The 17,144-nt window shown below is 60.7% G+C and carries 15 protein-coding genes; 7 read left to right on the top strand and 8 right to left on the bottom strand.

Translation table 11 applies throughout. The annotated features are described in order from the left end of the window. Positions 1 to 66: 66 nt before the first annotated feature. A complete protein-coding gene (locus FW800_RS13545) occupies positions 67 to 1,725 on the bottom strand; it encodes an acyl-CoA dehydrogenase family protein (RefSeq protein ID WP_446437796.1) in 1,659 nt (552 codons plus the stop codon). 68 nt (positions 1,726 to 1,793) lie between these two features. Continuing rightward, on the bottom strand, positions 1,794 to 4,193 hold the full coding sequence (locus FW800_RS13540) for a hybrid sensor histidine kinase/response regulator (RefSeq protein ID WP_248089294.1): 2,400 nt from the start codon (positions 4,191 to 4,193) through the stop codon (positions 1,794 to 1,796). A 275-nt stretch (positions 4,194 to 4,468) separates the two neighbouring features. Between FW800_RS13540 and FW800_RS13535 the strand changes: the two genes are divergently transcribed. The 4 genes from FW800_RS13535 (at position 4,469) to FW800_RS13520 (ending at position 8,006) form a co-directional block, all read left to right on the top strand. Then, complete coding sequence (locus tag FW800_RS13535; RefSeq protein ID WP_446437795.1) at positions 4,469 to 5,266, top strand: hydroxymethylpyrimidine/phosphomethylpyrimidine kinase; 798 nt, start codon at positions 4,469 to 4,471, stop codon at positions 5,264 to 5,266. Between the two features lie 32 nt (positions 5,267 to 5,298). After that, a complete protein-coding gene (gene thiE / locus FW800_RS13530) occupies positions 5,299 to 5,922 on the top strand; it encodes a thiamine phosphate synthase (protein WP_032879317.1) in 624 nt (207 codons plus the stop codon). Between the two features lie 19 nt (positions 5,923 to 5,941). Beyond that, positions 5,942 to 7,225: a glutamate-1-semialdehyde 2,1-aminomutase gene (hemL, locus tag FW800_RS13525; RefSeq protein WP_005791703.1), complete on the top strand. Its 1,284-nt coding sequence runs from the start codon at positions 5,942 to 5,944 to the stop codon at positions 7,223 to 7,225. Positions 7,226 to 7,451: 226 nt separating this feature from the next. After that, entirely contained in the window at positions 7,452 to 8,006 is a 555-nt protein-coding gene (locus tag FW800_RS13520) for a tetratricopeptide repeat protein (RefSeq protein ID WP_005791705.1), read from the top strand. Here FW800_RS13520 and FW800_RS13515 read toward each other — a convergent pair whose 3' ends face one another. The 6 genes from FW800_RS13515 to FW800_RS13490 form a co-directional block, all read right to left on the bottom strand. After that, positions 8,007 to 9,119, bottom strand: coding sequence for a succinylglutamate desuccinylase/aspartoacylase family protein (locus FW800_RS13515; RefSeq protein WP_032879315.1), 1,113 nt, complete (start codon positions 9,117 to 9,119; stop codon positions 8,007 to 8,009). A gap of 9 nt (positions 9,120 to 9,128) precedes the next feature. Continuing rightward, positions 9,129 to 9,839, bottom strand: coding sequence for an ABC transporter permease (locus FW800_RS13510; protein ID WP_032879313.1), 711 nt, complete (start codon positions 9,837 to 9,839; stop codon positions 9,129 to 9,131). Then, positions 9,836 to 10,552 (bottom strand): ABC transporter permease, encoded by a 717-nt coding sequence (locus FW800_RS13505; protein ID WP_005791712.1) that lies wholly within the window; start codon positions 10,550 to 10,552, stop codon positions 9,836 to 9,838. The genes FW800_RS13510 and FW800_RS13505 overlap by 4 nt, the downstream gene beginning before the upstream one ends. A gap of 30 nt (positions 10,553 to 10,582) precedes the next feature. Further along, positions 10,583 to 11,341, bottom strand: a complete 759-nt coding sequence (locus tag FW800_RS13500; protein ID WP_446437794.1) for a transporter substrate-binding domain-containing protein — start codon at positions 11,339 to 11,341, stop codon at positions 10,583 to 10,585. A gap of 38 nt (positions 11,342 to 11,379) precedes the next feature. Beyond that, on the bottom strand, positions 11,380 to 13,434 hold the full coding sequence (locus FW800_RS13495) for an oxidoreductase (protein ID WP_446437793.1): 2,055 nt from the start codon (positions 13,432 to 13,434) through the stop codon (positions 11,380 to 11,382). A 223-nt stretch (positions 13,435 to 13,657) separates the two neighbouring features. Continuing rightward, positions 13,658 to 13,984 (bottom strand): DUF1820 family protein, encoded by a 327-nt coding sequence (locus FW800_RS13490; protein WP_003194436.1) that lies wholly within the window; start codon positions 13,982 to 13,984, stop codon positions 13,658 to 13,660. 130 nt (positions 13,985 to 14,114) lie between these two features. On the opposite strand from FW800_RS13490, the gene miaB reads away from it, so the two are divergent. The 3 genes from miaB to ybeY all read left to right on the top strand — a co-directional run bounded on the left by miaB (position 14,115) and on the right by ybeY (position 17,129). Further along, positions 14,115 to 15,443: a tRNA (N6-isopentenyl adenosine(37)-C2)-methylthiotransferase MiaB gene (gene miaB, locus FW800_RS13485; protein WP_005791718.1), complete on the top strand. Its 1,329-nt coding sequence runs from the start codon at positions 14,115 to 14,117 to the stop codon at positions 15,441 to 15,443. 230 nt (positions 15,444 to 15,673) lie between these two features. Then, complete coding sequence (locus FW800_RS13480) at positions 15,674 to 16,678, top strand: PhoH family protein (RefSeq protein WP_103734854.1); 1,005 nt, start codon at positions 15,674 to 15,676, stop codon at positions 16,676 to 16,678. Further along, entirely contained in the window at positions 16,671 to 17,129 is a 459-nt protein-coding gene (gene ybeY / locus FW800_RS13475) for an rRNA maturation RNase YbeY (protein ID WP_005791722.1), read from the top strand. The genes FW800_RS13480 and ybeY overlap by 8 nt, the downstream gene beginning before the upstream one ends. The last annotated feature ends 15 nt before the right edge of the window (positions 17,130 to 17,144 follow it).

Below are 17,144 nucleotides of genomic sequence, written 5' to 3'. Positions count from 1 at the left end.
TGGACTTGCAGGCCTTTATCTTGCCTGTATCCCGGCCTCACCGAAACAGCCGGATTGGAATGCACCTTAAAATATGGGAGATGGCGGGGTTGAGCGCGCGACTATGGCTTCTACATCCACCCCACGCGGCAAGGTGCCATATACCCGCCCCGACGATTCGCCCAACCGGCTGGCGATAAACCCGTCGCTGACCGCCGCATTTCCTGCCTCCAGCAATAACTTGGCCTGCAACGCCACGGCAATATCCTCGGTCAACTGCCGCGCACGGTACTGAATGTCCTGGGTGTCCATAAACGCCGACTTCAACTGCTCGATATGCCGCGCCAGTTGCTTGTCACCATGGCCATCTCCCAACTCAACAAACAGCACCTCCAGCACGCCCGGCTCTTTGGACAACGCGCGGAGTACGTCCAGGCATTGCACATTGCCGGAACCTTCCCATGTCGAGTTCACCGGTGCCTCACGGTAAAGACGCGGCAGGATGCTGTCTTCCACATACCCGGCGCCGCCCATGCATTCGGCGGCTTCGTTGATCATCGCGGGCGCTCGCTTGCAGATCCAATACTTGCCCACCGCCGTGACCAGCCGAGCGAACTTGGCTTCCTGTTCATCTTCAAGATGATCCAGGGCGCGCCCCATGCGCAGGCTCAAGGCCAGGGCCGCTTCGCTCTCCAATGCCAGGTCGGCCAGGACATTCTGCATCAGCGGCTGCTGGTTGAGCACGCGGCCACCGACCAGGCGGTGCGCGCAGTGATGACTGGCCTGGGTCAGTGCCTGACGCATCAAGGCGCTGGAGCCGACCATGCAATCGAAGCGGGTCATGGCGACCATTTCGATGATGGTCGGCACACCCCGGCCCTCTTCACCGACCATCCAGGCCAGGGCGCCGCGAAACTCTACTTCGCTGGACGCGTTGGAGCAGTTGCCGAGTTTGTTCTTCAAGCGCTGGATATAGAACTCGTTGCGCGTGTCATCCGGGCGGTGCCGGGGCAGCAGGAAACAGGTCAGGCCCTTGTCGGTCTGGGCCAGGGTCAGGAAGCCGTCGCACATCGGTGCCGAGCAGAACCACTTGTGGCCCACCAGCTCATAGGCCTGGCCGGGCCCACCCGCGCCCACCGGATAAGCGCGTGTGGTGTTGGCCCGCACGTCGGTGCCGCCCTGCTTCTCGGTCATGGCCATGCCGATGGTGGCGCCGGCTTTGTGGGCAATGCCGACGTTGCGTGGGTCATATTGGGTCGAAAGGATTTTCGGCAACCAGCGATCTGCCAGGTCCGGTTGCAGGCGCAAGGCCGGAACGCAGGCGAAGGTCATGGTCAGCGGGCAACCGGTGCCGGCCTCGGCCTGGCTGTGCAGGTAGGTCATTGCCGCACGGGCCACATGGGCGCCGGCCCGCGGGTGAGCCCAGGGCAGCGACGGCAGGCCATGCTCAACGGCAGTGCGCATCAGTTCGTGATAAGCCGGATGAAACTCCACCAGGTCAATGCGATGACCATAACGGTCATGGCTGCTGAACACCGGTTTGTTCTGGTTGGCCAGGAACCCGGCTGCCATCAACGGCCCTCCGGCCAGCGCGCCGTAGGCATCGATACGCGATTCGGCCCAGCCGGCGCCAAAGCGACGCGACCATTGCTGCAGGGGCAAGTCGATGCGATACAGGTTGGTGCCGTCCAGGGACGGTGGCTGATTGGTGACGTCGTGGGTTTCGGCAAACTGATGCAGGTTCATGACGGGCCTCCTGGAAAAAGGCCACGTGAAAGAGGGGCCTTGAATTCAGTTAAGCACCGACCTCACGCTTAAAACAGTGGCATACCCGCCGAATGCCCGGCGCTTTCGCCCTCACCCAAGCGCAACACGCGGCGCTCCAGCACCCCTTGCAGGGCTTCGAACCGCACCGGTTTAGCCAGGCGATCAGTCATGCCGACGCCATGGCAGCGTTCACGCTCTGGTCCATCACTTGAGCTACTCAAGGCGATCACCGGCAACTCACCACAGTCGGGCAGTGCACGAATCTGACAGCACAATGAGAAGCCGCCCTCCGGCACGTCGAGCAGCACCGCATCGAAGCGATTGCCTTGTAATGCCGCGAGTGCCGCCGGGCCGTTATCTACGGTTTTCACCCGGTAGCCGAGTTTGAGCAACATGCCACGCACCGCCAACTGGCCGACGCTGTTGTCGTCCACCAGCAACACGGTGCAATCCTGGGGCGCACGCTGCCTGGGCTGCGCTTGCCCGCTCGGCTTGGGTTGCGCAGGCACCACGCTGACGTCCACCTCCAACTGAAAACGGCTGCCCTTGCGCGGCTCCGAATGATGGGTCAGGCGCCCACCCAACAGCTCGATCAACTGCCGGCAAATCGCCAAACCAATGCCCAGGCCGCCGTATTCGCGAGTCATCGAGCCATCAAGCTGGAAGAAGCGCTGGTACAGCGTGGCCTCATCGAGAAAGGCGAAGCCGATACCGGTGTCGGTGACAATAAAGCTCAGGTGCAATGCACCCTCCCCTTCGGGCACCCCGACCACGCGCAAGCGCACAGCGCCGAGTTGGGTAAATTTGAATGCATTGTCCAGCAGGCAATCCAGGCATTGGAGCAGTTTGTCGGCATCGCCGATCACCCGGTCCGGCAACTCATCGGCAACATCAATGGAAAACGCCAGGCCCTTGCTCTGCGCGCTGGGGGTGAACTGCTGGCGCAAGGTGTCGAGCACACCGCGCAGGCTGAACGCTTGCGGCTGGGCCACCATCCGACCGGCCTGCAACTCGGTCAGGGTGAGGATACCGTTGACCATTCGCATCATGTCCCGCGCCGAGCCCGCGGCGGTTTGCTGGTACTGCGCCAGGTCCTCGCCCAACGGCACGGTCTGCATCAATTCCAGGGAACCAATCACCCCATTCATCGGCGTGCGCAGTTCGTGGGTCAGGGTGGCGAGAAACTCGTCTTTGAGGCGATTACTGCGGGCCAGTTGCTGGTTGAGCGCTTCGAGCTTCTGGCTGGCGTCGAGGAGGATTTGCGCCTGCTGTTCGCGCATACCGTTGATGCGGTCGGCCAGGGCCAGGGACAGCAGTGCCACTTCAATGGCCGAGCCGAGCTGGCTGGCGTACATGGTCAGGAACACGTTGGGCAGGTAGCCCAGCACCATCAGCGTATTGACCACTCCGCCCAGCAGGAACGCCGACCAGGCGATGATGAAGTAGCGCGCCATGCGCTGCCCGCAGTACCAGGCCTTGATCGCGGCGACAAAGATGGTCACGGTGAACACCAGCGCCAGGCCGGTGGCCAGGCGCAGGGCCACAGCGTAGCTGGTCAACAGCGCCAGCGCCATCACCACGCCGCCGCAGGCTGCCAGCGCCAGCAGGATCCGGTCGATCCAGCGGCTGTGCTGCACGGTGTGCAGGAAGCTGCGAGCGAACAGGCTGCCGAACAATGCCGCCGATCCGATCAGGAACGGCACCGCCGCATTCGCCCACCACGGGTTGTTCGGCCAGAAGTACTGCACCGCGACGCCATTGACCGACAGCTGGTACAAGCCGAACGATGCAATATAGAGGATGTAATAGAGGTAGCTGGTGTCGCGCACGCTGAGGTAAATGAACAGGTTGTAGATCAGCATGCCCAGCAGCACACCATAAATAGCCCCGAGTACATACAAGCGCAGCGGTTGTTCTTCCAGATACGCCGTGCCCGCCCACAGGGTCAGCGGCGCCTGGATCGAGCCCTGGCTTTGCAAGCGCAGGTACAGGGTCTGCTGCTGATCGGGCGCAAAGTTGAGCTTGAACAGGTAGTTGCTCTGGCTCACTTCACGGCTGGAAAACGGTAATGCACTGCCGGTGCGGGCGGTCAGGCGGTAGTGACCGGTGCCGTCGCTCTGATACAGGTCCAGGCGATTGAGCGGCGGATAAGCCAACTCCAGAAACCAGGTGCGCGGTGCACGAGGATCTGTTGCGCTGTAATGCAGGTTGACCTTGAGCCAGAACACCGAGCGCGAATAGCCGGCGTTGAGGGTGGCTTTGTCATGGGTCTTGAACTGGGCGGCGTAGGCGGGGGAACTGACATCGGCAATGGTGAGGGCATCGGTTGGATCTTCGAGCACTTGCATGACCTGGCCCAGCGGCAGGCTTCGCGTGTCCTGGTTGAACTCGACGGCGCCGGCGAGCAAGGGTAGCCCGCACAATATAAAGATCAGCAAATAGCGCATAGAGCCCCAGCGTGGCCTGTCCGGTTATGTCAAAAGCCCCCCATCCTTTTGAGAAGACGTACACCGGCGATACAGTAAGTTGTTTGAATGCACTTTAGCATAGCCATTAAAGGCCATTGGACACCATTGAACTATTTTTTTGAAAGGCTCTACATCAAGGCCTTCAGAAGATTTTCATGCTGTTTCACTCGCCAGAAAAGCGCTGCTCCAGCGCTCACACTTCAACCATCGTCAGACGGCCACGCTAAAAGCGTTTGGTGGTAAGCTCGCGCACCATGAATATCTACAGCTCTCGCCCCGTTGTCCTCTGTCTCTCCGGCCACGATCCCAGTGGTGGCGCCGGCTTGCAGGCAGATATCGAAGCCCTGCTCGCCCAGGGCTGCCACGCGGCCCCGGCCGTCACAGCGTTGACCGTGCAGAACACCGTCAATGTCAGCGACTTCCGCGTGCTCGACCGTGAGTGGGTGCTGGCCCAGGCCAATGCCGTGCTCGGCGACTGCGAAGTCGCAGCCGTCAAACTGGGCATGCTCGGTTCCACCGCTATGGTCGATACGGTGGTCGAACTGCTGCAGGCGCACCCGCATCTGCCGGTGGTCTGCGACCCGGTGCTGCGCGCCGGTGGCGGCGGTAGCCTGGGCAAGGACGAAGTCGGCTATGCGATGCGCGAGCGGCTGTTGCCCCTGTCGCTGATCGCCACGCCCAACCTGCCGGAAGCGCGCATCCTGGCCGAACTGCCAGACGGCACTGCCGATGAATGCGCCGAGAAACTGTTGCCGTACATCAAGCACCTGCTGATCACCGGCGGCCATGGCGACGAACACGAAGTGCACAACCGCCTGTACAGCCGCGACGGCACGCGCCATACCTTTACCTGCCAGCGCTTGCCCGGCAGCTATCACGGTTCGGGCTGCACCTTGGCCAGCGCCCTGGCCGGGCGCATCGCCCAGGGCGAAGGTTTGGCCAGCGCGGTGCAATCGGCCCTCAACTACACCTGGCGCACCCTGCGTGACGCCGAGCAACTGGGCCAGGGCCAGTTCGTGCCGCGCCGGCTGCCGCTGGATTTCTGCTCGTAACTTATCGCTTGTCACAGCAAGGGGCTTGCCCGATGAAACTACGTGGCCTTTACGCCATTACCGACAGCCAGCTCCTGGCCGGCAAGTTCCTCGCCTACGTCCAAGCGGCGCTGGACGGCGGCGTGACACTGTTGCAGTACCGCGACAAAAGCAGCGACGAGGCACGGCGCCTGCGTGAAGCCGAAAAGCTGTATGAACTGTGCTCGCGCTACAAGACTCAATTGATCATCAACGATGATGCCGAACTCGCCGCGCGCCTGGGCGTGGGTGTGCATCTGGGGCAGACCGATGGTCCGCTGACCCCGGCCCGTGCGCTGCTCGGTTCCAAGGCGATCATCGGTGCTACCTGCCACAGCCAGATCGAACTGGCCGAACAGGCCGCCAAGGAAGGCGCCAGTTATGTCGCCTTCGGGCGCTTCTTCAATTCCACCACCAAGCCCGGCGCACCTGCCGCCACCGTTGAAATGCTGGCCGAGGCCCGCACGCGCTTGCAGCTGCCGATCTGCGTGATCGGCGGCGTGACCCTGGACAACGCCGAACCGCTGGTGGCCCACGGTGCCGACCTGCTGGCCGTGGTGCACGGTTTATTCGGCGCCGACAGTACTCAGGAAGTCACGCGACGCGCCCGTGCTTTCAATGCCCTTCTTAAAATCTGATTTCAGAGAGACGTCCATCATGTCCCGTTCCGAAACCCTGTTTGCCAATGCCCAGAAACACATCCCCGGCGGTGTGAACTCCCCCGTGCGTGCGTTCAAGAGCGTGGGCGGCACGCCGTTGTTCTTCAAACACGCCGAAGGCGCCTACGTCACCGACGAAGATGACAAGCGCTACGTCGACTACGTCGGCTCCTGGGGCCCGATGATTCTCGGCCACAGCCACCCGGACGTACTCGACGCGGTGCGCCAGCAGCTGCAACACGGCTTGTCCTATGGCGCGCCGACCGCCATGGAAACCGAGATGGCCGACCTGGTCTGCTCTATCGTGCCGTCGATGGAAATGGTGCGCATGGTCAGCTCCGGCACCGAAGCCACCATGAGCGCGATCCGTCTGGCCCGTGGTTTCACCGGCCGCGACAACATCATCAAGTTCGAAGGTTGCTACCACGGCCACTCCGACAGCCTGCTGGTCAAGGCCGGCTCCGGCGCGCTGACCCAGGGCGTACCCAACTCTGCCGGTGTGCCGGCGGCATTCGCCAAGCACACCCTGACCCTGCCGTTCAACGACATCGCCGCCGTCGAGCAAATGCTCAGCGAAGTCGGCCAGGACGTGGCCTGCATCATCGTCGAGCCGGTGGCCGGCAACATGAACTGCGTACCGCCGGCACCGGGTTTCCTCGAAGGCCTGCGCGAGCAGTGCGACAAGCACGGCGTGGTGCTGATCTTTGACGAAGTGATGACCGGTTTCCGCGTCGCCCTCGGCGGCGCCCAGGCACACTACGGCGTCACGCCGGACCTGAGCACCTTCGGCAAGATCATCGGTGGCGGTATGCCAGTAGGCTGCTTCGGCGGCAAGCGCGAAATCATGCAGCACATCGCCCCGCTGGGCCCGGTCTACCAGGCTGGCACCTTGTCGGGTAACCCGCTGGCAATGGCCGCTGGACTGACCACCCTGCGCCTGATCAGCCGCCCGGGCTTCCACGCCGAGCTGACCGACTACACCACCCGCCTGCTTGATGGCCTGCAGCAGCGCGCCGACGCCGCGGGTATCCCGTTTGTCACCACCCAGGCCGGTGGCATGTTCGGCCTGTACTTCAGCGGCGCCGACGACATCGTCACCTTTGATGACGTGATGGGCAGCGATGCCGACCTGTTCAAGCGCTTCTTCCACCTGATGCTTGAAGGCGGCGTGTACCTGGCGCCGAGCGCCTTCGAAGCCGGCTTCACCTCGATCGCCCATGGCGAAGCCGAGCTGAAACTGACCCTGGATGCTGCCGAACGCGCCTTCGCGGCCCTGAAATAAGTGACCCACGTTCTGACGTTGCCCCCCAGGCAGCGTCAGATTTGCTACTTTGCTTACAGAAGTTTCCTGGTTTTTTCGAGAATTGCCCTGCAATCCGGCAGATAACTTGCCCAAGCAGCAGAAAAACGAGTAAAGACTTTGTAAGCAGAGGCCTGCTTATTTCATAATGCGCGCTTATTGGACTCCCCGAGGGTCCGCGCGCCCCGTCAGAGGTAAGTCGATTCCCATGAAACGCACCGGCCGCACCCTGGTTCTGGGCTGCCTGTTGCTCCTTCAGCCGCTGCTGGCACATGCCCAGGCAGGCGGCAACTCGTTGTTAATCCCAGCGATGGGTCGTTGCACCCTCAATACCCAGCCAGACAGCCAGGCCGAAGCCCTGAGCGCGTGCCAGAAACAGGCTGATGAAGGGGATGCGCAAGCGCAATACGAGTTGGGCGAGTTCTACCACGACAGCAAGAACCCGGCCGTCGACCTCAACAAAGCGTTGAGCTACTTCGAAAAGGCTTCGCTACAAGGCCACGCCCAGGCGCAATTCCAGCTCGGCAATATGTTCTTCAAGGGTGAAGGCGTGCCGGCCAATAACGTGCAGGCCTACATCGTGCTGAAAATGGCCGCGGTCAACGGTGCTGAAGACGCGCTGGACACCGCCGATGAGGTCGCCGAGCACATGCAGCGCGATGAACTGGAAGTGGCGACCCAGGTACTGGGGCAGATTTTCCGTAATTACCTGCAGGAATTGCAGAGCGCCGATGGGCGCTCGCCCTTCTCTCCCCTGCCCTGATCACGGCGATAACAGGTAGCCCTGTCGATATGCCGTGGACCCCGCTACATGGGCAATCGTCATACCGGCGCTTGCCATGCGGCGTACTGATCGCACATACAACAGCCCTTCATGCTCACACGCGACCTCAATCACTCGGTCCGTGATCGGGTCGATGACTTGCGCCACGATCTGTCCTGCTTCGAGGTAGTCCCCCACCTGCGCGCAAAAGACCATCAAGCCTCCCACCGGGCTCACCACCGGCTCGACCCCCGCCAAGGGTGTTGGCGGGCTCAATAGCGCCGGCAGTGGCGGCGCTTGCCCCTCAATGCCTCCCTGTAACATCAGATAGTTGATCAACGCCTGACAATCCTGCCGCGCCAGCCCGTGATCCACATCGGCAACGCCGCGCAACTCCACGGTCACGGCAAAACCCGGCGCCGAAAAGGCCCCAGGAAAACGCGCCTGCATCCGTGCCCAGAACAAGGTGTAGCAATCGTCGAACGAATGCCCGCCCGCGTCCGGGCTCATAAAGCAGGCCCGAGCGCCCAGGTACCGCGCCAGCGGCTCCACCTGGGGCCAGGCATCGGGCGCCAGGTACAGGTGCTGCACTGCCTCGAAATCACAATGCAGGTCCAGCACCCTGTCGGCGTCACAGGCCAGCGTTTGCAGGACCAAACGCAGAGAGTGCAGCTGGGTCGCCGGTACCTGGCTGACAAGGGTTCGCCGCAGGGCCGCACGGATCAGATGCAGGTTATGCGCAGGATCATCGGTCAGAACATCCTGTACCTGGTCGCCGACCTGCTCGCTGACGTCAACGAAGAAGCGGTTGAAGTTCTCTCGACTGTCGTTATCGAAACGCCCCTGCGGTACGTCCATCAGCACCTGCTCCAACCCCAGCGGATTGGCCACCGGCACCAGCACCACTTGCCAACGCAACGCACCTGTCGCCTCCAGGTGCGCCAGACGCTGTTTGAGATGCCACAACACCAGCATCCCCGGTAATTCATCGGCGTGCAGGGACGCCTGGATGTAAACCTTGCTCGGCGCATTGGCCGGACCGTAATGAAAACTATGAATATGCCGCGTGGTACCTGGCACAGCCGTTAACAGTTCATGCCTGTGAGTCTGCATATTGCCCCCCTATCGACTCGAATCAAGAAAGCTCAGCCAACGTCGTTCAGCCAGATGGAACAAGCCGACCAACGCGAACGTAATACACAAGTAAAGCGCCGCGGCCAGGCCAAAGGATTGGAAGGTGAGGAAGGTTGCAGCGTTGGCATCCCGTGCGACTTTCAGGATATCCGGCACCGTTGCCGTGAACGCCAGGGTGGTGGAATGCAACATGAAGATCACTTCATTGCTGTAGTAGGGCAACGACCGGCGCAGGGCCGAGGGCATGATCAAGTGCACGTACAACTTCCAGCCGTCGAAGCCCAGGGAACGAGCAGCCTCGATTTCACCGCGTGGCATTGCCCGAATTGCGCCCGCCAGTATTTCCGTGGTGTAGGCCGCGGTATTGAGGGCAAACGCCAGAAGCGTGCAATTGAGCGCTTCGCGAAAAAAGGCATCCAGCAACGGTTGCTCGCGAACAGCGCCAATGCTGTAGATGCCGGTGTAGAAGATCAGTAACTGGATATACAGCGGTGTGCCGCGAAACACGTAGGTAAAGCTTTGCACCGGCCAGCGCAGCCAGCGTCGGCTGGACGTCCTGGCGATGGACAGTGGCAACGCCAACAGCAGGCCCAGGCACAAAGAGGCGCTGGTCAGCCACAAGGTCATGGCCAGACCGGTGATTTGTTGACCGTCGGAATAAATAAACGGCCGCCAATACTCCTGGATAAGCTCGATCATGATGATGATCCCTGCACACCTTCACCATACCGACGCTCCAGCCAGCGCAACGCTGCGTTTGAAACGCTGCTGAGCAACAGGTAGACCAGCGCCGCCAGCAGCAGAAAAGCCAGTAATTGCTGACTGCTCTTGCCCGCCATCTGCGCCACTTTCACCAGGTCTGCCAGGCCGATGATCGACACCAGCGCCGTAGCCTTGAGCAAGACCATCCAGTTATTGCCCAGACCCGGCAGGGCGAATCGCATCATCTGCGGGAATATCACATGCAAAAAGCTCTGCCTGAAGCTCAGGCCAAGGGCCTTGGCTGCCTGGAACTGCCCACGGGGTACAGCCAGCAACGCGCCGCGAAAGGTTTCGGTGAAATAAGCGCCGTAGATAAACCCCAGAGTGATCACGCCGGCGCTGAAAGGGTCGATATCGATGTAGGCCCAGCCCAATTCGCTGGTCAGACGACTCAGGCCTGTCTGCAACCCGTAGAAAATCAACAGCATTAACAGCAGGTCCGGTACCCCGCGAATCAAGGTGGTGTACACCTGTGCGCACAGGCGCCATGCCCTCACCCTGGACAGCTTGGCGCCTGCCCCCAGCAGGCCCAGGATCAGCCCCAGCAGCAATGACAACAGTGCCAGTTGCAGGGTGACCCAGACCCCGTGCAGTAACATCGGTAAAAAACCACCCAGGGACGCGGCGAATTGAGTGAAGGCAGGTAGCATGATCGTGTCCTCGCTGGCCGTTGAAGGCGGTTATTGGCCGCTGAACATGTTCACACCGGGGAAGTACTGCTCTTGCAGGCGAGCATAGGTACCATCGGCGTGCAGGGCAGCCAGCCCCTTATTCAACAGCGCTTTCAACGTCTGGTTGCCCTTGGCGACGCCGATGCCGCTTTTGGACGGCATCAACTCGCTGTCAATCAGCGGCCCCAGTACAAACCCGACGCCTTGGGGTGAACGCAAAAATCCGCTCTGTGCTTGCTGAGCATCCTGCAGCGATGCCTGCAAACGCCCTGTCAGCAGGTCCGCGTACACTTGCTCCTGATCGGCATAAGCCACCACCTTCATACCCTGCCCAGCGAGCACTTGCCGGGCATAAACTTCCTGAGTACTGCCCTGCAAATAGCCGACGGCCATGCCTGTGGAAAGCTCAGTGCCAGGGCGCATCACCATGGCAGTGGGGCTGGAAAACACCTCCGAGGAGAAGTCGATGACCTTTTGCCGAGCGGCAGTGATGGTCATTGAAGCGAAGATGGCGTCGATCTTGCCGGCGTTGAGGCTGGGAATCATGCCGTCAAAGTCACTCTCGACCCATTGGCAGCGAACATTCAAACGTGCACAAATTGCATTGCCGATATCTATTTCAAAACCGGTCAAAGTCCCCGTGCTGTCTTTATAAGCAAAGGGCGCATAGTTGGGATCGGCAGCGAAACGGATCACGTTGTAATCGTTGGCAAACAACGATGTATTAATCAGGAGCGCGGTGAATAACATCAGGAGTATTTTTTTCATTATTGTATTCCTCGTTATTGATTGAACAGTTGGACTGACTACACCTCTATAAATGGAATTTCTCTGCGCACTACCAGCGAGCCCTCCGGCGCATCGAACTCACGCGCGATGCGATGCCCTGAATACACCGCCGCCGCAATGGTGCCGGGCGCCACACAGTCGCCGATCAGCGTGAGCGTTCGGATGCCTGCCGCCTGTAACTGTTCGGGTGAGTTGTTCAAGGCCTGATACAGCGCCTGCTCAGGCTCCCGGGAAGTGACCAGCAGCAAGGCTGCAGCTGGGATCAACCGCGTACGTTCGGTGTAGATGCAGCCCGCTACCACGCCCTCTGGCTTAACGCTGACCAGCGTATGGGACGGCACGATCGTGACATTCAACTGCATCAGACGACGCTGAATGCGATGCTGCTCAAGGGTGTTATGGGTCCAGGCCGCCACGTCCGCCGCGGGGGTGACGAATATCACCTCCACGCCACGCGCCACCAGATGTTCGGCCAGCACACTGCCCATGTAATAGTGATCGTCATCGAACAGCAGCACCGGCGAAGCGGGCAACACCCCTGCCATCAGGTCATCAGGCGTCAGCACGGGCAGGCTGTCCAGGCCCGTTAAGGATCGGCGCAAGGCGCGTCCCAATCCATCACGTCGCCAGTGGGAACCCGTAGCAATGAACACATGCTCAGCGGCTAAATCCAGCACGTCCTGGGCCTGCAAGTGGCTTTCCCGATAGATCTCCACCGACGGCATACGGCTCAACGCATCCAGTCGATAGTCAATCACCCGCGCCCAACTCGCCAGCCCCGGCAGCCGGGCTTCCAGCGCTACACGTCCGCCCAGGGTGCGCAGGCTGTCGACCAGGGCCACTTCCATCCCTCGCGCACCCAGGATCCGTGAACACTCAAGCCCGGATGGCCCGGCGCCGACCACCAGCGCCCGGCCGGGTTGCTGCGTATGGTTGACCGACTCGGGATGCCAGCCACGTCGCCATTCCTCACCCATGGTCGGGTTCTGTGTACAGCGCAGGGGCGTGCTGGTGTGATCACCACTGACGCATACATTGCAGCCGATACACTCGCGAATTTCCTCGGCGCGCCCCTCTTCAATCTTCTTGGGCAAGAAGGGATCGGCAATCGAAGGGCGGGCCGCCCCGATCAGGTCCAGCACGCCACGACGAACCAAAGACACCATGGTGTCTGGCGAAGTGAAGCGGCCGACGCCCACCACGGGCTTGCTGGTCAGCGCCTTGAGCCCCAGCAGGAAGGTCTCCTGGTAACCCTCCCCGGCAAAGCGCGCCGTCACGCTGTCATTGGACCAATCGGCGACATTGACGTCCCACAAGTCCGGCAGGTCCGCCAGCATCGAGAAGATTTCGGCACCTTCGCCCTCGCGACTCAAGCCGTCGGCCATTTGTTCATCCACCGCCAGGCGGACCGCTACGGCACACCGATCACCGACTACGTCGCGAGTGTCTTCAATCAATTCGCGGAGCAAACGCACACGGTTTTCCAACACACCGCCGTATTCGTCGGTACGCCGGTTATTGCGTGGCGTGAGGAAATGGAACGGCACGCTCAGGTCGTGGCCGGCGTACACATAGATGATGTCGAAACCCGCCTCCCGGGCGCGCAATGCGGCGGCTCGATGCAGGGCGCGCAATTGCCGGATATCGGCATGGCTCATGGCCCGGGCCTGCACCGGGTCGTAACTGCGCACCGGGGTATTGGAAGGCGCCCAGGGAATTTCGCGACTGTAGCGGTTGGGCGCCGAGTAACCGTTGAATGCCAGCTCTACCCCTGCCAACGACCCGTGCTGGTGTACCGCCTCACACATGCGGGCCAATGCAGGAATGTCGCGCTCATCCCACAAACGCGCCTCGATATAAGGGGAGAACTCGCTCAGCGGGCTGATTTCGCACTCTTCAGTGCACACCACGCCCCAGCCGCCCTCGGCTTTCACTGCGCGCATCCGGGCCATGGCCGAGGGATGTACATGGCCCATGCCATTACAGTGGGGAACTTGATAAAAGCGATTGCGAGTACGGACCGGGCCTATTTGTACCGGCTCAAACAGAATGTCATAGCGAGGATCGCGCACAGGGCTACTCCCGAACAAGTCAGTTCGTTAATGACGGCGTGATGGAACTTGGCGCTAATGAGTGGCGTGATTAAACGCAGTTGAACGGGGGAAACTTCGAGGTTTTCTTATTATTGGTATATTCATGATGCCCTCTCTGAATAAACAAAATTTGCTATCTTTCAAACAAAATGTCCATCCATTGAGAGGCAGTTTCGGAAACGCCCTACAAATTAATTGCAGATCATTTCTCGGGCATCGGCATCGGAAACGGCATCACATTGCTCGTGCCCCGTGCTTCGCTGATCTTCGGCGTACCCAGGCGTTCGACCTCATCGATGCGCACAATCGAATGCATCGGCACAAAGCTGCGCACCACGCCTTCGAACTGGGCCTTGAGCTTTTCTTCGCCCGGATCGACGACCAACTGGGTGCGCTCGCCAAAGACGAACTCTTCCACTTCCAGGAAGCCCCACAGATCACTTTGATAGATCTGCTTGGCGTACATTTCGAACACCTGGCCCTGGTTGAGGAAAATCACCTTGTAGATTGGAGCTTCACGTTTGGTCATGGTGGGCGGGGAACACATGGGGATATAAAAGAGGGCGCGAACTATAGCATGGCACCCGATGCACAGCGCTAGGAACCGATGGGCATGACCCCTATAATGCGCGGTTCTTTACCACCAGTTGACGATTCCCATGGCCAAGAAGCTTTATATCGAAACCCACGGTTGCCAGATGAACGAGTACGACAGCTCGCGCATGGTCGACCTGCTGGGCGAACACCAGGCCCTGGAAGTCACCGCCCGCGCCGAAGATGCCGACGTGATCCTGCTCAATACCTGCTCGATCCGCGAACGGGCCCAGGACCGTGTGTACTCCCAGCTGGGCCGCTGGCGTGAATTGAAACTGGCCAACCCGGACATGGTGATCGCCGTCGGCGGTTGCGTGGCCAGCCAGGAAGGTGCTGCGATCCGCGACCGCGCCCCGTATGTCGACGTGGTGTTCGGCCCGCAGACCTTGCACCGCCTGCCGGAAATGATTGACGCCGCACGCGTCACCAAGCTGCCGCAGGTGGACGTATCGTTCCCGGAAATCGAGAAATTCGACCATTTGCCCGAGCCGCGCATCGACGGCCCGAGCGCCTACGTGTCGGTGATGGAAGGTTGCAGCAAGTACTGCACTTTCTGCGTGGTGCCCTACACACGCGGTGAAGAAGTCAGCCGGCCATTTGACGATGTACTGGCAGAAATCATCCACCTGGCTGAAAACGGCGTGCGCGAAGTGACCCTACTTGGCCAGAACGTCAACGGCTACCGCGGCCTGACCCACGACGGGCGCCTGGCCGACCTGGCGGAGCTGATCCGCGTGGTCGCCGCCGTCGATGGCATCGAACGTATCCGCTATACCACTTCGCACCCGCTGGAATTCTCCGACAGCCTGATCCAGGCCCACGCCGAAGTGCCGGAGCTGGTCAAGCACCTGCACTTGCCGGTGCAATCGGGCTCGGACCGCATCCTGTCGGCGATGAAGCGCAACCACACGGCGCTGGAATACAAATCCAAGCTGCGCAAATTGCGCGCCGCCGTACCGGGCATCTGCATCAGTTCGGACTTTATCGTCGGCTTCCCGGGCGAAACCGAGAAAGATTTCCAGCAGACCATGAAGCTGATTGAAGACGTCGGTTTCGACTTTTCCTACTCGTTTGTGTACAGCCAGCGCCCGGGCACCCCGGCGGCGGACCTGCTGGACGAAACCCCGGAGGCGTTGAAAAAGGAGCGGTTGAACGCACTGCAACATCGCCTCAACCAACAGGGTTTCGAAATCAGCCGACAAATGGTCGGCTCGACCCAGCGCATCCTGGTCACCGATTACTCGAAGAAAGACCCGGGTGAGTTGCAGGGGCGCACCGAGAACAACCGCATCGTCAACTTCCGCTGCGACAACCCGACCCTGATCGGCCAATTTGCCGATGTGCACATCGATGCGGCGCAGCCACACTCGTTGCGCGGCTCGCTGATCAACTGATCTCGCGGACCGGATGAAGATCAAAATGTGGGAGCTGGCTTGCCTGCGATAACGATGTATCAGTGCCCTATGTGCCAACTGACCCACCTCTATCGCAGGCAAGCCAGCTCCCACAGGAGTTCTTCATGGTTATCGAGAGTAGGGCCAGGCTATTTAAGTGCTTTCGCACACTGGCGCCTGGCGTTATTCTCTCTCTCACCTCATCAGCCAAAGGGCGGCTAAAAGCAACCTTGAACGCACCCATAGCAGAACCCCATCGTTTTCTCCTCGAGCCGTTTGAGGCTCGCCGTTTCGCCAACCTGTGCGGACAGTTCGACGAGCACCTGCGCCTGATCGAACAACGCCTGAGCATCGAGATCCGCAACCGCGGCAATCAGTTCGAGCTCATTGGTGAACCCCAACACACCACGTCTGCCGAAAACCTGCTGCGTCGCCTCTACCGCGAAACCAAGGGTAGTGAGCTGTCGCCAGAGACGGTACACCTGTACCTGCAGGAATCTGCGGTGCAAGACCTGGCCAACAACCCTGTGGCCGAAGCCAGCGTGGCCCTGCGTACCAAAAAAGGCATGATTCGCCCACGCGGCTTGAATCAGCAGAAGTACGTCAAGGAAATCCTCGGCAACGACATCAACTTCGGCATCGGCCCAGCCGGTACCGGCAAGACCTACCTGGCCGTCGCCTGTGCGGTGGATGCCCTGGAGCGCGAGCAAGTGCGGCGCATCCTGCTGGTGCGCCCGGCGGTCGAAGCGGGCGAAAAGCTCGGCTTCCTGCCCGGCGACCTGGCCCAGAAGATCGACCCGTACCTGCGCCCGCTCTACGACGCGCTGTACGAGATGCTCGGCTTTGAATACGTGGCCAAGCTGATCGAGCGCCAGGTGATCGAAATCGCCCCGCTGGCCTACATGCGTGGCCGCACCTTGAACAACAGCTTCATCATCCTCGACGAAAGCCAGAACACCACCGTCGAGCAGATGAAGATGTTCCTCACCCGCATCGGTTTCGGCTCTACCGCCGTGATCACCGGTGACGTCACCCAGGTCGACCTGCCCAAGGGCACCAAGTCTGGGCTGGCGCAGGTGATCGAAGTACTCAAGGATGTACCGGGCATCAGCTTCACGCATTTCATGCCCAAGGACGTGGTGCGTCACCCGCTGGTGCAGCGCATCGTAGAAGCCTACGAGCGTTTCGATCACAAGGATGACGCACCGGCCAGGGACGTTCGCGGCGATGCTTGAGCTAGACCTGCAGCTTGCCACCGAAGCGCCCGCCCCCAGCGAAGCACAGTTCCGGCACTGGTGCACCCTGGCCCTGCGCCAGCGCACCGCAGACTCGGAACTGACCATTCGTCTGGTGGATGAGCCCGAAGGCCGCGAGCTGAACCACACCTGGCGTCAAAAAGACTACGCGACCAACGTACTGTCCTTCCCCGCCGACGTACCCGACGAGTTGCTGGATATCCCGCTGCTGGGCGATCTGGTGATCTGCGTCGAGGTGGTCGAGCGCGAGGCAAAGGAACAAGGCAAGGAACTTGAAGCCCATTGGGCCCATCTAGTCATCCACGGCTGCTTGCATCTCTTGGGCTACGACCATATAGACGATGATGAAGCCGAGGAAATGGAAGCACTGGAACGAACGTTGCTTGCTGAACTGGGTCACCGCGACCCTTACGCAGACGACGAAAGCTGATCAACACTCAACTGT

This window comes from Pseudomonas sp. 910_23 (genome assembly GCF_052850795.1).
The sequence above is the reverse complement of the archived record's forward strand: the minus strand, read 5'-3'. Positions and strand labels throughout refer to the sequence as shown.

Excerpts from the sequence above, each read along its gene's own strand:
- FW800_RS13545 (WP_446437796.1), bottom strand. The coding sequence starts at position 1,725 with ATGAACCTGCATCAGTTTGCCGAAACCCACGACGTCACCAATCAGCCA.
- FW800_RS13540 (WP_248089294.1), bottom strand. The coding sequence starts at position 4,193 with ATGCGCTATTTGCTGATCTTTATATTGTGCGGGCTACCCTTGCTCGCC.
- FW800_RS13535 (WP_446437795.1), top strand. The coding sequence starts at position 4,469 with ATGAATATCTACAGCTCTCGCCCCGTTGTCCTCTGTCTCTCCGGCCAC.
- thiE (WP_032879317.1), top strand. The coding sequence starts at position 5,299 with ATGAAACTACGTGGCCTTTACGCCATTACCGACAGCCAGCTCCTGGCC.
- hemL (WP_005791703.1), top strand. The coding sequence starts at position 5,942 with ATGTCCCGTTCCGAAACCCTGTTTGCCAATGCCCAGAAACACATCCCC.
- FW800_RS13520 (WP_005791705.1), top strand. The coding sequence starts at position 7,452 with ATGAAACGCACCGGCCGCACCCTGGTTCTGGGCTGCCTGTTGCTCCTT.
- FW800_RS13515 (WP_032879315.1), bottom strand. The coding sequence starts at position 9,119 with ATGCAGACTCACAGGCATGAACTGTTAACGGCTGTGCCAGGTACCACG.
- FW800_RS13510 (WP_032879313.1), bottom strand. The coding sequence starts at position 9,839 with ATGATCGAGCTTATCCAGGAGTATTGGCGGCCGTTTATTTATTCCGAC.
- FW800_RS13505 (WP_005791712.1), bottom strand. The coding sequence starts at position 10,552 with ATGCTACCTGCCTTCACTCAATTCGCCGCGTCCCTGGGTGGTTTTTTA.
- FW800_RS13500 (WP_446437794.1), bottom strand. The coding sequence starts at position 11,341 with ATGAAAAAAATACTCCTGATGTTATTCACCGCGCTCCTGATTAATACA.
- FW800_RS13490 (WP_003194436.1), bottom strand. The coding sequence starts at position 13,984 with ATGACCAAACGTGAAGCTCCAATCTACAAGGTGATTTTCCTCAACCAG.
- miaB (WP_005791718.1), top strand. The coding sequence starts at position 14,115 with ATGGCCAAGAAGCTTTATATCGAAACCCACGGTTGCCAGATGAACGAG.
- ybeY (WP_005791722.1), top strand. The coding sequence starts at position 16,671 with ATGCTTGAGCTAGACCTGCAGCTTGCCACCGAAGCGCCCGCCCCCAGC.